General features: G+C 69.7%; 13 protein-coding genes and 1 pseudogene. 7 read left to right on the top strand and 7 right to left on the bottom strand.

What is annotated here, in order from left to right; translation table 11 throughout:
* Positions 1-7: 7 nt before the first annotated feature.
* Positions 8-1,327, top strand: a complete 1,320-nt coding sequence (locus tag YWY_RS0104185; protein WP_028846586.1) for a cation:dicarboxylate symporter family transporter — start codon at positions 8-10, stop codon at positions 1,325-1,327.
* Between the two features lie 446 nt (positions 1,328-1,773).
* On the opposite strand, the gene YWY_RS0104180 is transcribed toward YWY_RS0104185, so the two are convergent.
* Together YWY_RS0104180 and uvrA are read right to left on the bottom strand one after the other, a co-directional pair.
* Entirely contained in the window at positions 1,774-2,217 is a 444-nt protein-coding gene (locus YWY_RS0104180) for an SRPBCC family protein (RefSeq protein ID WP_028846585.1), read from the bottom strand.
* Between the two features lie 276 nt (positions 2,218-2,493).
* The gene (gene uvrA, locus YWY_RS0104170; RefSeq protein WP_028846584.1) at positions 2,494-5,349 is read right to left on the bottom strand and encodes an excinuclease ABC subunit UvrA; all 2,856 of its coding nucleotides are present in this window, start codon (positions 5,347-5,349) and stop codon (positions 2,494-2,496) included.
* Positions 5,350-5,676: 327 nt separating this feature from the next.
* On the opposite strand from uvrA, the gene YWY_RS0104165 reads away from it, so the two are divergent.
* The gene (locus YWY_RS0104165; protein WP_028846583.1) at positions 5,677-6,354 is read left to right on the top strand and encodes an MBL fold metallo-hydrolase; all 678 of its coding nucleotides are present in this window, start codon (positions 5,677-5,679) and stop codon (positions 6,352-6,354) included.
* Between the two features lie 133 nt (positions 6,355-6,487).
* On the opposite strand, the gene YWY_RS20220 is transcribed toward YWY_RS0104165, so the two are convergent.
* Positions 6,488-6,994, bottom strand: a complete 507-nt coding sequence (locus YWY_RS20220) for a hypothetical protein (RefSeq protein ID WP_051309671.1) — start codon at positions 6,992-6,994, stop codon at positions 6,488-6,490.
* Positions 6,995-7,095: 101 nt separating this feature from the next.
* Here YWY_RS20220 and YWY_RS0104155 point away from each other — a divergent pair, with 101 nt between their 5' ends.
* The 3 genes from YWY_RS0104155 to YWY_RS23050 all read left to right on the top strand — a co-directional run bounded on the left by YWY_RS0104155 (position 7,096) and on the right by YWY_RS23050 (position 9,610).
* Positions 7,096-7,779 carry a response regulator transcription factor gene (locus tag YWY_RS0104155; RefSeq protein ID WP_028846582.1) on the top strand — a complete coding sequence of 228 codons (684 nt, stop codon included), beginning with the start codon at positions 7,096-7,098 and terminating at the stop codon, positions 7,777-7,779.
* A complete protein-coding gene (locus YWY_RS0104150) occupies positions 7,779-9,053 on the top strand; it encodes a sensor histidine kinase (RefSeq protein WP_028846581.1) in 1,275 nt (424 codons plus the stop codon). Before YWY_RS0104155 ends, YWY_RS0104150 begins: the two co-directional genes overlap by 1 nt.
* Positions 9,054-9,130: 77 nt before the next feature.
* Positions 9,131-9,610, top strand: a complete 480-nt coding sequence (locus YWY_RS23050; RefSeq protein ID WP_051309669.1) for a PepSY domain-containing protein — start codon at positions 9,131-9,133, stop codon at positions 9,608-9,610.
* A gap of 109 nt (positions 9,611-9,719) precedes the next feature.
* Here the strand turns inward: YWY_RS23050 and YWY_RS0104140 are convergent, their stop codons facing one another.
* The 3 genes and pseudogenes from YWY_RS0104140 to YWY_RS24355 all read right to left on the bottom strand — a co-directional run bounded on the left by YWY_RS0104140 (position 9,720) and on the right by YWY_RS24355 (position 11,914).
* The gene (locus tag YWY_RS0104140) at positions 9,720-10,553 is read right to left on the bottom strand and encodes a S1 family peptidase (RefSeq protein ID WP_028846580.1); all 834 of its coding nucleotides are present in this window, start codon (positions 10,551-10,553) and stop codon (positions 9,720-9,722) included.
* A gap of 574 nt (positions 10,554-11,127) precedes the next feature.
* Positions 11,128-11,696, bottom strand: a pseudogene (locus YWY_RS23955) (serine protease).
* 53 nt (positions 11,697-11,749) lie between these two features.
* Complete coding sequence (locus tag YWY_RS24355) at positions 11,750-11,914, bottom strand: hypothetical protein (protein ID WP_211227471.1); 165 nt, start codon at positions 11,912-11,914, stop codon at positions 11,750-11,752.
* Positions 11,915-12,091: 177 nt separating this feature from the next.
* Between YWY_RS24355 and YWY_RS0104130 the strand changes: the two genes are divergently transcribed.
* Both YWY_RS0104130 and YWY_RS0104125 read left to right on the top strand, forming a co-directional pair.
* The gene (locus YWY_RS0104130) at positions 12,092-12,679 is read left to right on the top strand and encodes a hypothetical protein (protein WP_028846579.1); all 588 of its coding nucleotides are present in this window, start codon (positions 12,092-12,094) and stop codon (positions 12,677-12,679) included.
* 19 nt (positions 12,680-12,698) lie between these two features.
* A complete protein-coding gene (locus tag YWY_RS0104125) occupies positions 12,699-13,346 on the top strand; it encodes an RES family NAD+ phosphorylase (RefSeq protein ID WP_028846578.1) in 648 nt (215 codons plus the stop codon).
* Here YWY_RS0104125 and YWY_RS20205 read toward each other — a convergent pair.
* A complete protein-coding gene (locus tag YWY_RS20205) occupies positions 13,328-14,335 on the bottom strand; it encodes a TerC family protein (RefSeq protein WP_051309668.1) in 1,008 nt (335 codons plus the stop codon). The two genes, YWY_RS0104125 and YWY_RS20205, sit on opposite strands and share 19 nt — an antisense overlap.
* Positions 14,336-14,403 lie beyond the last annotated feature (68 nt).

Here is a 14,403-nt window from a genome sequence, read left to right as displayed (position 1 = left end):
AGACCGGGTGCACTACTTGTACCTGGCGGTGGTCGGCGCGGTCGTGCTGGGCATTGTCGTGGGCTTCGCCTTCCCCGATTTTTCCTCCGAGCACCTCAAGCCGCTCGGGGAAGGCTTCGTCAAGCTGATCAAGATGATGATCAGCCCGATCATCTTCTGCACGATCGTGCTCGGCATCGGCTCGGTCGCGAAAGCGGCCAAGGTCGGCAAGGTCGGCGCCCTGGCGCTGACCTACTTCCTGATCATGTCCACGGTCGCGTTGGCGATCGGGCTGGTCGTGGGCAACGTGCTCCACCCGGGCGAGGGCATGCGGCTCGACCCGGACGCCGTGGCCAAGGCTCAGCAGTCGGCGCAGGGCGGCGAGTCCACCGAGGAGTTCCTGCTCGGCATCATTCCGGAAACCCTGGTGTCCGCACTGACCTCCGGATCGGTGCTGCAGACCTTGCTGATCGCCCTGCTGGCCGGGTTCGCGCTGCAGCGACTCGGCCCGGCGGGCGCGCCGATCCTGCGCGGGATCGAGCACTTCCAGCGGCTGGTGTTCCGCATCCTCGCCATGATCATGTGGGCGGCCCCGGTCGGCGCGTTCGGCGCCATCGCGGCGGTCGTCGGCGACACCGGCTGGGCGGCGTTGAAGAGCCTGGCCGTCATCATGCTCGGCTTCTACGCCACCTGCATCGTGTTCGTGTTCGTGGTGCTCGGTGCCGTGCTGTGGTTCGTCGCCCGGATCAACCTGTGGCAGCTGCTGCGCTACCTGGCGCGGGAGTTCCTGCTGATCCTGTCCACCTCGTCCAGCGAGTCGGCGCTGCCGCGGCTGATCGCGAAGATGGAGCACATGGGGGTGAGCAAGCCGGTCGTCGGGATCACCGTGCCCACCGGCTACTCGTTCAACCTCGACGGCACCGCCATCTACCTGACGATGGCGACGCTGTTCATCGCCGCCGCGCAGGGCAGCCCGCTCGGCGTCGGCGAGCAGATCGCGCTGCTGCTGTTCATGATCATCGCGTCCAAGGGTGCGGCGGGTGTGACCGGCGCCGGCCTGGCCACGCTGGCGGGCGGCCTGCAGACGCACCGGCCGGAACTGGTCGACGGCGTCGGCTTCATCGTCGGCATCGACCGGTTCATGAGCGAGGCGCGGGCCCTGACCAATTTCGCGGGCAACGCGGTGGCCACCGTGTTGATCGGCCACTGGACCGGGGAGCTGGACCGCCAGCAGGCGCGGCGGGTGCTGACCGGACAGGATCCGTTCGACGAGCAGACCATGCTGGACGATCACCACACCGAGCCGGCCGCCGCGGGCGAGCCGGAGCGGGAGAAGGTGACCGCCTGACATTGCGGGCGCGACGTCGCGGCGATTTCACGACCGATGGCCGGGGCACCAGCGCTCCGGCCATCGGCGTCTCGACGGGTTCTCCGGCAGCGGGCCGAGCGCACCGTGGACGGCTGGAGTCGGCCAGCCATCGTCCGGCTACGTCAGCCTCTTCCTGCGGGCCAGGCCGCGGGTACGCCTGCGGGGGCGGCCGTAGCGCCTCGGGAGCGCACGACCCGGCGACCGCGCAGCCGCGGCGACCGGCCACGGTTCGCCCTCCGAGGCAACCGTCGGATCCCGGATTCACACGCTCCGCCAGCCCCCACGGCTGGGATGCGCACGACCGGCCGGGCGCCGCGGTCCAGCGCGCTGCCGGCAAGCCTCCGACCCCGTGGCTACGCCGACCTGCCCAGTACGCTTGTCGGCGCGGGGACGTCGCAGGCCTGGCGGCTGCAGGGATCCGCCGATCATGGTGCGAGGTGGGCGCGAAGGCCACGGTGTCCGCGATTCATCATCACGGCGTGGTTCAGCCGGAACACCGGGCGAGCCACCAGGGCGCACCAGCGCAACAAGGGTTTGCGTGCAACGACCTCTTGAACGATCTCGAGCACGGTGCCGTCGGCATGTTCGCGGACCCATGCTCGCAGCGAGCCGTCGAGATCACCGGTCAGCCGGACGCACAACCTGCCCGCATCCGGGTCTTCCTCCACCCGGTGCAGGCGGATCACGATGCGATACGGCAGCATCGCACGGCACACCACTTCCGCGGTGTCGTCGTCCAGGCGCAGCACCGACCGGACGTCCGGCCACCAGCGCGGATAGCCGGACACGTCGGTGACCTCGCGGAACACCAGTTCCGCAGGCGCGGCCACGTGCCACGACGTCCGGAACCGGTACTCGTGCAAGCTCACGGCGCCAGTATGCGACTTCCTGGGCGAGCCGGCGCACCGAGCAGCAGACGCCGCCCTGCTCAGCAAGCTGGGCGGCCCGGGGCCATGCCGCCGTTGTTCCTGCGGGGAGCTGGCCGGTCACCACGCAGTTCGGCGATGCGCGGCCGGAACCCGCCGTCATCGGCAACTGGCAGGGCCAGTGCGGCCAGGTCGAGGCTGTGGGCGAGCGGCCTGACCGACCTGCCAGGCGTGGGCCGGGCCGCGCGGATCGCGCCGGGCGACGGTGTGCCTCGGCGGTCAGCCGAGAATGGGCTTGAGGAACTGCCCCGTGTAGCTCGCCTCGTTCGCCGCCACGTCCTCCGGGGTGCCTTCGGCCACCACCGTTCCACCGCCGGAGCCGCCCTCCGGCCCCATGTCGATGATCCAGTCGGCCGTCTTGATGACGTCCAGGTTGTGCTCGATGACGATCACCGTGTTGCCCTTGTCCACCAGGCCGTGCATCACCACCAGCAGCTTGCGGATGTCCTCGAAGTGCAGCCCGGTGGTCGGCTCGTCGAGGATGTAGACGGTGCGCCCGGTGGAGCGCTTCTGCAGCTCGGCGGCCAGTTTCACCCGCTGCGCCTCGCCGCCGGACAGGGTGGGCGCCGGCTGCCCCAGCCGCACGTAGCCGAGGCCCACGTCCACCAGCGTCTGCAGATGCCGGTGGATCGGCTTGATCGGCTCGAAGAACTCCGCGGCCTCCTCGATGGGCATGTCCAGCACGTCCGCAACCGTCTTGCCCTTGTAGTGCACCTCCAGGGTCTCGCGGTTGTACCTGGCGCCCTTGCACACCTCGCACGGCACGTAGACGTCCGGCAGGAAGTTCATCTCGATCTTGATCGTGCCGTCGCCCGCGCACGCCTCGCAGCGCCCGCCCTTGACGTTGAACGAGAACCGGCCGGGCTGATACCCGCGAACCTTCGCCTCCGTGGTGGCCGCGAACAACTTGCGGATGTGGTCCCACACCCCGGTGTAGGTCGCCGGATTGGACCGCGGCGTGCGGCCGATCGGCGACTGGTCCACCCGCACCAGCTTGTCCACCAGGTCGAGGCCACGCACCCGGGTGTGCCTGCCCGGCACCTGCCGCGCACCGTTCAGCTTGTTCGCCAGCACCGTGGCGAGGATGTCGTTGACCAGCGTGGACTTGCCGGACCCGGACACCCCGGTCACCGCGACCAGGCAGCCGAGCGGGAACGACACGTCGATGTTGCGCAGGTTGTGCTCGCGCGCACCGACCACGGTCAGCCTGTTCCGCTTCGACGCCGGGCGGCGCGACACCGGCAGCGGGATCTCTCTGCGGCCCGCCAGGTAGTCACCGGTCAGCGAGCGTTCGTTGGACAGCAGTTCCTCGTACGGCCCGCTGTGCACGATCTGCCCACCGTGCTCCCCCGCCCCCGGGCCGATGTCCACCACCCAGTCGGCGGCCCGGATGGTGTCCTCGTCGTGCTCGACCACGATGAGGGTGTTGCCCAGGTCGCGCAGCCGGGTCAGCGTCTCGATCAGCCGGTGGTTGTCCCGCTGGTGCAGGCCGATCGACGGCTCGTCCAGCACGTACAGCACGCCGACCAGGCCGGACCCGATCTGGGTGGCCAGCCGGATGCGCTGCGCCTCCCCGCCGGACAGCGTGCCCGCCGCGCGGTCCAGCGACAGGTAGTCCAGCCCCACGTCGAGCAGGAAGCGCAGGCGCGCCTGGATTTCCTTCAGCACCGCGCCCGCGATCATCGCCTGCCGCTCGTCGAGCTTGAGCCCGTCGAGGAACTCCGCCGCCTCCGCCACCGACAACGCGGTGACCTCGGCGATCGAGCGGGGCCCCAGCGTCTCGTGCTCCAAGGTCACGGCCAGGATCTCCGGCTTCAGCCTGGTGCCCTGGCACGCGGGGCACGGCACCTCGCGCATGTAGCCCTCGTACCGCTCCCGCATGTACTCGGACTCGGTCTGCTCCCGGCGGCGCTCCAGGAACGGGATGACGCCCTCGAAGTTGGCGTAGTAGGAGCGCTGGCGGCCGTACCGGTTGCGATACCGGACGTGCACCTGCTCGCTGGTGCCGTGCAGCACCGCCTTCTGCACCTTCGCGGGCAGGTCACGCCACGGCGTGTCCATGCGGAATCCGATCGTCTCGGCCAGCGCGGTGAGCAGCCGCTGGAAGTACTCCGCCGACTGGCCCACCGCCCACGGCGCGATCGCTCCTTCGGCGAGCGACAGCGAGTCGTCCGGCACCACCAGCTCCGGGTCGACCTCCTTGCGCACGCCGATACCGGTGCACTCCGGGCACGCGCCGTACGGCGAGTTGAACGAGAACGACCGCGGCTCGAAATCCTCCACCGCGAGCGCGTGGCCGTTCGGGCACGCCAGGTGCTCGGAGAAGCCGCGTATCCGGCCGGGGTCGTGCTCCGGCAGGTCCACGAACTCCAACTCGACCAGCCCGTCGGCCAACCGCAGCGCGGTCTCGATCGAATCGGTCAGCCGCTGCTTCGCCGACGGCTTGACGGTCAGCCGGTCGATCACCGCCGCGATGTCGTGCTTCTCCTGCTTCTTCAGCTTCGGCGGATCGGTGAGCGGATAGACCTGGCCGTCCACCCGCACGCGCGCGTAGCCCTGCTGCTGCAGGTTGGAGAACAGGTCGACGTACTCGCCCTTGCGGCCGCGCACGATCGGGGCGAGCACCTGAAACCTGGTGCCCTCCTCCATCGCCAGCACCTGGTCGACGATCTGCTGCGGGGTCTGCTTGGCGATCGGCTCGCCGCACTGCGGACAGTGCGGCTTGCCCGCCCGCGCGTACAGCAGGCGCAGGTAGTCGTAGACCTCGGTGATCGTGCCGACCGTGGAACGCGGGTTGCGCGAGGTGGATTTCTGGTCGATCGACACCGCGGGCGACAGCCCCTCGATGAAGTCGACGTCCGGCTTGTCCATCTGGCCGAGGAACTGCCGCGCATACGCCGACAGCGACTCGACGTACCGCCGCTGCCCCTCCGCGAAGATGGTGTCGAACGCCAGCGACGACTTGCCCGAGCCGGACAGGCCGGTGAACACCACCATGCTGTCGCGCGGCAGGTCGAGATCGACGCTCTTCAGATTGTGTTCGCGCGCACCTCGGACGACGAGACGATCGGACACCCGGGTGGCCCCTTCCTCGGATTGGATTCGGCAGCGGCAATCGGTCGGACTCGCCGACCTCCCCCATGCTAGGCGCGGGCACCGACAACGTCCGGCTGGGGCGGCCGCGACCTGCGCACTTCGCCGCCCCGCTGGCCGGCGGATCGAGCGACCGCCCGGCAGGTGGTCCGGGATCCTTGCCCGCGGTGGCCGCAGCGCACCCCGGCGGACCGTCCGGCAGCGCCGTCCTCGGCCGCGGATCCGGCCCACGGACGGGCGCCCGATGGGCACGAGGACGCACCCCGGCCCGGGGTGGAGCGGCGGTGCGGCGCGGCATAACCTGCACGCATGCGGATCAGTGAGGACTACACCGGGCATGTCGAGCCTGGCGGAGACGCCCAGCGGCGCACGCTCGCCGCGCTGACCATCACCAAACTCTCGGTCGGCCCGATGGACAACAACACGTACCTGCTTGTCGACCGGGAAAGCGGGGAGGCGCTGCTGATCGACGCGGCGAACGACCCGGACCGGATCTCCGACATGATCGGCTACGACCGGGAACGTCCCACGCTGCGCACCATCGTCACCACGCACCAGCATCGGGACCACTGGCAGGCACTGGGCGCGGTGGCCGGCGCGTACGGCGCCAACACGGCCGCGCACCCGCTGGACGCCGATCCGCTGCCCGTCCCGCCCGACTTCCTGCTCGAACACGGCGACACCATCTCGGTCGGCTCGTGTCAGCTCGAAGTGATCCACCTGCGCGGCCACACACCGGGCTCGATCGCCTTGCTGTACCGCGATCCGGAAGGCCACCCGCACCTGTTCACCGGCGATTCGCTGTTCCCGGGTGGCGTCGGGAAGACCACCACTCCGGAGAACTTCAAGCAGCTGATGACCGACGTCGAGGAACGGATCTTCAACGTCCTGCCCGACGACACCTGGTTCTACCCCGGCCACGGCGACGACTCCACGCTCGGCGCGGAACGAGGGAAACTGCCGGAGTGGTGGGAACGCGGCTGGTGACGCTCCCGCCGGACCCGGCGGGCTCAGCGCCGCGAGGTGCGGCTCGCCGTCCGCACACCGGGTGCTTCGCGGGGAGTCACGAGACCCCCGGCGTCGCATCGAGCCGCTGACCGGCCGCGGGTCAATCGTCGGGTCAATCGTCGTCGTCGGACTCGGTCTCGACCTTGGTCTGCGCGACCGGTGTGTTCCCGCTGCAGCTGAGCTCGACGGTGACACGCACGTCATTGTCGGACTCGAACCGGATGCGTGCCCTGTCGTGGCCGCGGTCGTCGACCTCGTCGAGCTCGAACCCTTGCGCGGGCACGATCTGCACCACGGACAGCGGCGAGCAGCGGGCCACCACGCTGCCCCCGCGGCTGGTGAACGACCGTGTCGTCGGTTTCGTGGCAGGCGGCGACGACGCGGGTGCAGACCGCAGGGGCTGCGACCGTGGCGTGGAGGACTGCGGGGCAGGCGCCTGCCCCGGTGCCGCGGCCAGGCGCTGGTCGACCTCCTCCTGGCTGAGCGGACGTTGGGGGGAGTCCACGATGCCGCTGCCGATCGCACCCACGGCGACGACGCCGATCAGCGTGGCCGCCCCCGCGGCAAGCAGCCAGGCCAGCACGACTCCCGCCACACGCGTCTTGTTCCGCTCGGCCACGCTCCCAGCATGGCCCCCGATGGTTAAAACTGCGCTATGGCAGCCTCATCATGCCGTGAGTTGCCCCCGAATGCGCACGTCAGTGGCTTAAGTTGGACGACGTGCCGCACGTGCTGCTGATCGAGGACGACGCCGCCATCCGCGCCGCGTTGATCCGTGGGCTGTCCGAACGCGGCCATGCCGTCTCGTCGGTGGGGACCGGCATGGCGGGCTTGGAGCAGGCGGTGAACTCCCGCCCGGACACGGTGGTTCTCGACCTCGGGTTGCCGGACGTCGACGGCCGGACCGTGCTGCGGATGCTGCGCGGGGCCAGCAAAGTTCCGGTGGTCGTCGCCACCGCACGGGACGACGAGTCCGAGATCGTCGCGCTGCTCAACGCCGGCGCGGACGACTACATCGTCAAGCCGTTCAGCGCAGCGCAGCTCGATGCCCGCATTCGCGCCGTCCTGCGGCGCGGCGGCGAGCAGAAGAACAGCCAGGTCGTCGAGGTCGGCCAGCTGCGCATCGATCCACGCACCCGCGAGGCGACCCTGGAGGGCAGGCCCCTGGACCTGACCCCACGGGAGTTCGCTCTGCTGCACTACCTGACCGCACGCGCCGGTGAAGTGATCAGCAAGCGCGAGTTGCTGGCCGAGGTGTGGCAGTTGCCCTACGGCGGTGCCGACAAAACGGTCGACGTGCACCTGTCCTGGCTGCGCCGCAAGCTCGGCGAAACCGCGCACGAACCGCGCTACCTGCACTCCATCCGCGGTGTCGGGGTGCGCATCGCTGCGCCAGAGGGCTGATGCGCCGCCGGGTGTTGCTGCTCGTCGCCGCCACCACGTCGCTGGTGCTGGTGGCGTTCCTGGTGCCGTTGGCGCTCCTGATCCGCGACGTCGCCGCAGACCGGGCCGTGCAGGCCGCCACCACCCAGGCGCAGGCGCTCAGCTCCCTCATCGCCACCACCGACCGGGCGTCGCTCGAGGTCAGCGTGGCTCAGGCGGATCAGGCGTCGGCTCACGACCTCACGGTCTTCCTCAGCGACGGGACCCAGCTGGGGCATCCCAGCCCGCACAGCGCCTTGGTGCGGCTGGGCAGCCGGGGCACGAGCGCCTCGGCCGACGTTCCCGGCGGCCGGGAAATCGTCTTCGCGGTCCGCGACGGCACCGGCGGCAACGCGGTGATCCGGGCGTTCGTGCCGGACGCTCTGCTCAGCGCGGGCGTGGAGCGCGCATGGCTGGTGCTCAGCGGGCTCGGCGTCGCGCTGCTGACGGTCAGTTTGCTGGTCGCCGACCGGATGGCGCAGCGGCTGGTGCGTTCGACCATCGAGCTGGCGGACGTGTCGAACCGCCTCTCCAGCGGTGATCTGACCGCGCGCGCCGACACCAAGGCACCCGCCGAGATCGGGGTGGTGGCCAGAGCGCTCAATCACCTGGGCAGCCGGATCGACGAGCTGCTGGCCGAGGAACGGGAAACGGTGGCGGACCTGTCGCACCGGGTGCGCACGCCGCTCACCGCACTTCGCCTGGAAGCCGAAGCCCTGCAGGATCCGGACGAGGCGGAACGCATCGGCAACGGGGTCGATGCGGTGGAACGTGCGGTCACCCAGGTCATCGCCCAGGCGCGCCGCCGCAGCAGTGAGCCAGCCGCCGGGTGCGACGCCGCAGAGGTGGTGCGCGAGCGGGTGGAGTTCTGGGCCGCGCTGGCCGAGGACACCGGCCGCAAGCCGGCCTACGAGATCGCTCCCGGGCCGCTGCCGGTGCAGTGCAGCCGCGGCGACCTGACGGCCAGCCTGGACGCCCTGCTGGGCAACGTCTTCGCCCACACGCCAGACGGCACCGACTTCACCGTCCGCTTGCAGCCCCGCCCGGGCGGCGGCGCGGTGCTGTGGGTGGAGGACGACGGTCCGGGGCTGCCGGAGGCCGGCTTGGCAGGCCGAGGCCGGTCCGGGACGGGGTCCAGCGGTCTAGGGCTGGACATCGCCCGGCGGGCCGCCGAGCGGAGCGGGGGTGGCCTGACCCTGGGCACCTCTCCCGGCGGTGGCCTCAGCGTGCGCATGGACCTTTTGGGCTTGCCTTAACCGTCTGGCAGCGCGCCGCTGGATCGGGGCAGGGAATCGTCGACGGTGCCAACACCGCATCGACGAAAGGGCGGACCATGAAGCCAATCACGACCCTGGCTGGACTGGCGGCCGCGGCCGCCGTGGTGACCGGCGGCGTCCTGCTCGCGACGAGCGATGACGACACGAACGTCGCCCCCTCGGCTCAGCGGGCCATCGGGACGCCCACCCAGCTGGAGCCCGCGGCGACCACGGACTCCGGCACGGCGAACCCCACGCCTCGGTCTCCCGCCGACGGCCAGGCAATCACCGCCGAGCAAGCGTCCGTGATCGCCGTCGGCCACATTGGCGGCGGCACGGCCGTCGACATCGAGCGCGAGTCCGAGCACGGCCGGACCGTGTGGGACGTCGAGGTGGTGCACGACCGGCAGGAAATCGAGGTCCACGTCGACGCCGTGACCGGCGAAGTCACCCGCATCGACCGGGACGACCGCGACGACAGGCACGACGACGACCGGTACGACGACGATCACCACGATCGGCACAGTGATGACGACGACCGGTACGACGACGACTGAGCATCGGCCGACAACGGCAAGGGGCGGATCGCTGACGATCCGCCCCTTGCCTTCGCCTCCGTTGCCGGGCGACAAGCGGTCACGCGCCTACCGCCCGGCCGTCACCGCGTCATTTCTGCGGGGACGTCGGTTCGCTTCCGCCGATCTGCTCCTGCAGCTCGTCGTAGAAGCTGCCGATACGGGAGTACACCCCCGGCTTGCCCGGCCGAGCGCACCCTTCGCCCCACGACACGACCCCGATCAGCTTGTTGCCCACCACCAGCGGACCACCGGAGTCGCCGTTGCAGGCGTCCTTGCCACCCTCGGGGAAGCCGGCGCAGATCATGCCGTCCGCCTCGTACAGCGAGCCGTAGGCCGCGCTGCACTCCTCGTCCGAGGTCACCGGCACGTCCACCTTCATCAGGTGGTCGGACTGCTCACCGCCCTCGGTGGTGTCGCCCCAGCCCAGCGTGGTGGCCATGGTGCCCGCTTGGTAGGCCGGGTCGTCCAACGGCGCCAGCTCCACAGTGCCCTGATCCACCGGCTCCGCCAGCGTCACCACTGCCACGTCGTGGTTGAAGTCGCTCCAGTCGTACTCGGGGTGCACCCAGATGTCGCTGACGTCGGACACGGTGCCCTCGTCCGAACTCATCACCGTCCGGCCGGACACCACCTTGAAGTCCTCCAGCTCGGCGCCCTCGACGCAGTGCGCAGCCGTGACCACCTTGTCCGGGGCGACCAGCGAGCCGCCACAGAACCCGAACCCGTCCGGCGTGATCAGCCGCACCGTGTACGGGTAGTCCTCGATGTTGGCTTCTTCCCCGCCGACGACGAACGGCTTGACGGGAGTCTTGGCCGACGGGTCGTCGGCCGCCCCCGCGGTTGCGCTGGCACCCAGAGCCGCCGCGCATGCCATCACCGCAACGGCCGCGCTCCTGGCCGTTCTGCGCGCGAAATTCCCCATGGTGATCTCCTCCATTGCCCCGCGTTGTCCGGCGCGGGACCTCGATTTCGTGATTCAGTAACCGGGTTCGCCCGGTCACGTGTCAAGAAGTACCGGAGTTGATCGTTACGGCACCAGATGCAACCGTTGTGCTCCATTCGGGTTATTACCGCCGGTCACACTCTGCCGTCGCGCCGAAAGCGGCCCTCATCAGGACGGATGCCACGCGCACCTCGGCGAGGAGATCACACACGTATCCCTAGCAGCACGTACTCGACGCACAAACGCTGCCATTCGCGTCACAGCGGCGAAATCAGGAGAATCGCCACGCCTCCGCCCGCTGCGGCCGACATCGGGCACCTTTTTGTGAAGGTCTCTTCACATTTTGCGCGCGGCAAGAATCGCAAAGACCGGGACTTCACGGAATCCTCGATGTCGCCAATTTCACACGCATGATCCGGGTCGCTCCCGGCGGGGATCGGCATGCCCGGCCACGGCCCACACCTCGCGGACGGAGTACCGCGGCACCGCAGCTCGCAGAAAGAGGAAGGGCGGGCCGCCCCGCCGGCCCGCCCCGCGCGACCTCCGTGCACGCCTAGCTGCCGATCTGTTCCTGCAGCAGGCCGTGGAAGCTGCTCACCCGGGCGTACACCCCCGGCTTGCCCGGCCGAGCGCATCCGTCACCCCACGACACGACCCCGATCAGCTTGCTGTCCACCACCAGCGGACCACCCGAGTCCTGCGTGCAGGCGTCCTTGCCACCCTCGGGGAAGCCGGCACAGATCATGCCGTTCCGCTCGTAGAACTCGGGATAGGCGCGCTGGCAGTCCGCGTCGCCGACCACCGGAACGTCGACCTTCCGCAGATGATCGGACGGCGAACCGTCCTCCCGAGTGAGCCCCCAGCCGAGCACGGTGGCCATGGTGCCCGGCCGGTAGGCCGGGTCGCCCGGCTGGGCCAGGGTGGCCAGCTCCTCGTTCACCGGCTTGCTCAACGTCAGCACGGCGACGTCGTAGTTGTAGCCCTCCACGTGTACGAGGGGTGCGTCCACAGCGCCTTCACGCGCGACACGGTGCCCTCGTCCGAACTCATCACCGTTCGCCCGGACACCACTCGAAGCTCGTTCGGGCGCAGGCCCTCCACACAGTGCGCAGCCGTGACCACCTTGTCCGGTGCGACCAGCGTGCCGCCGCAGAACCCGGTCCCGTCCGCCTCCGTCAACCGCCCGTGAAGGGGTAGTCCTCGATGTCGGCTTCTTCCCCGCCGACGATGAACGGCTGGACAGGAGCGGCCTCCGCGGCCGCGCCCGCCCCCAGCGTCGCCACGAACGCCAGCGCGGCAGCGACTGCCGCCCTGACCGCCTTGCGCTTGGCAGCTGCCATCGATCTCCTCTCTCCGGCTTCGGTTTCACCGATCGCTCGTCAGGTGCACGGGTCCCGGCGCGGTGCGGTTCGTCAATCTTCCACTGAGTTCGTGACATCGTTGTCAACACTTGTCGTCGACTTTGCTGCAGCACCGGCGAGCGCACGAATGCGCACGATCGTGCTAGCATGGGTGCCATGACCGCGGCGACTGGTTTGGAATCCGTCCTTGCCGAAGCGGGCCTGCGGGTCGACGCCCGGGAGTTCCTTCGGCTGGTTGCCGACGCTGCGCGCCGGATCGCCCCGATGCACGGTTCGCCGAGCGACTACTTCACCGAGGAACAGCGGAAGGTGCTCACCGACGTCGGCCTCGACCTGCGCGACGCCCAGGAAGGCGAGCTCGATCCCCGTGCCCGCTCGGTCGCCGCGGCGGCCGCGTTCGCCGAGACCTCCTACTCGGTGAGCGAAGCGGCCCAACTGCTCGGGGTGGACGCCAGCCGGATCCGGCACCGGTTGAAGGACGGCAAGCTGCTCGGCTGGAAGGACCACGGCTGGCGGCTGCCTGCCTGGCAGTTCACCGAGCACGGCACCCTGCCGGGACTCGACGTCGTGCTGCGCAGCATCCCGGACGATCAGCCCCAGCTGGTCGTCGCCGCGTTCATGAACACGCCGCAGGCGGATTTGGAGCTGAACGGCAAGCCGGTCTCCCCGCGCGCGTGGTTGCTGGCGCACGGCGACCCGCAGCGCGTGGCGGACCTAATCGCCACGCTCGGCACGGCGGCGTAGGGGCGGCGGGATCCGCTTGATGGCTCGGCTTCCCTCGCCGCCGCCGCCCGGCGAACTGGCCGGCGCACTGCGCCCGTCGGAGGACATCGTGGCGGTGCATCCGGCCACCCGGCTGGTCCGGATCTTCACCGCGCTGGGCAATCATCCGCAGAAGTGGAATCAGTTCCGGTACGCCGGACCACTCCCCCACGGACGTTTCGACCCGCAGGACGTCACCAGCCGGCCGGACACCCCGCAACCCGGGGTGCTGTACTTCGCGCTGTCGGTACGGACCAGCGTCGCGGAGGTCTTCCAGACCACGTCGATCGTCGATCGCCGGACCCGATCCCCGCACCTGGTGGTGCTCCGCCCGGCCCGCACGCTGCGGCTGCTCGACCTCACCGGGCTGTGGCCCACCCGCGCCGGGGCGTCCCAGGAGATCTCGTGCGGCTCGAAGAAGATGACCCAGCGGTGGACCAAGGCCATCCGCGCGGCCTACCCCGATCTCGACGGCGTGTGGTACCGCTCGTCGATGGACTCCGGCGACCCGGCGATCGCGCTGTGGGACCCGCCGGCGGGCGACGCCCTGCCGCCGGCGCCGGACGTGCTGCTGCCACTGAACCACCCGGGCCTGGATCTGCCGCTGGCCAGGGTGTGCGCCGACCTGAACTACGTGTTGCTCGGCTGAGAGTCCGCCGCCACCGCGGCCGGCGTGGGGGTGCCCGCTTCGGCCGCCCGGCGGTCCCTGCGGCTCTTCAGCAGGCTCAGCAGGGTCGTCACCGCCAGCACGGTGACGATGACGCCGAGCGAGACCCAGTTGCTGATCTCGAAGGTGTCCGGCACCCAGTGGTATTCGTGCGCGGCGTGCAGGAACAGCTTGGCGCCGATGAACGACAGGATCACCGCCAGGCCGTAGTTGAGGTACACCAGCCGCTCGACCAGGCCGCCGATCAGGAAGTACAGCTGCCGCAGTCCCATGAGGGCGAACGCGTTGGCGGTGAAGACCAGGTAGGCCTCCTGCGTGATGCCGAAGATCGCCGGGATGGAGTCGACGGCGAACAGCAGGTCCGCGCTCGCGATGGCGGCGATGACCAGGAACATCGGGGTGATCCAGCGCTTGCCGTCGCGCTTGACGACCATCTTGTGCCCGACGTAGTCCTCGGTCACCGGGAAGATCTTCCTGGTGCGCCGGATCAGCGCGTTCTCGTGGTACTCGTCGTGGTCGGTGCCGCGCAGCATGGACACCGCCGTCCACACCAGCACGGCACCGAACACGAAGAAGACCCAGACGAACCGTTCGATGAGCGCGGCGCCGACGGCGATGAACACACCGCGCATGACCAGCGCCAGCAGGATGCCGATGAGCAGGACCCGGTGCTGGTGGATGGCAGGCACCTTGAACGAGCCCATGATCAGCATGAAGATGAACAGGTTGTCCACGCTGAGCGAGTACTCGGTGATGTAGCCGGAGAAGAACTCGACACCCGAGTCGTGGCCGCCCCACACCCACACCCCGATGCCGAACAGCACCGCGCACGCGACGTAGAAGGTGACCCACCGGGCCGCTTCACCGGTCGTCACCTCGTGCGGCTTGCGATCGACGATGACCAGATCGACGACGATGAGAACGAGCAGACCGCCGAGGGTGGCCAGCCACAGCCAGACAGGCACCGACATCAAAAACATACCTCCGGGTCAGGTGGTCTCCCGGAGGTCTCTTCCACCGGCCGGGCCGGTCGGCGAAG

The organism is Thermocrispum agreste DSM 44070 (assembly GCF_000427905.1).
GTDB classification, from domain to species: domain Bacteria; phylum Actinomycetota; class Actinomycetes; order Mycobacteriales; family Pseudonocardiaceae; genus Thermocrispum; species Thermocrispum agreste.
Note: the sequence above shows the minus strand (reverse complement) of the source record. Positions and strands in the feature narration are given on the sequence as shown.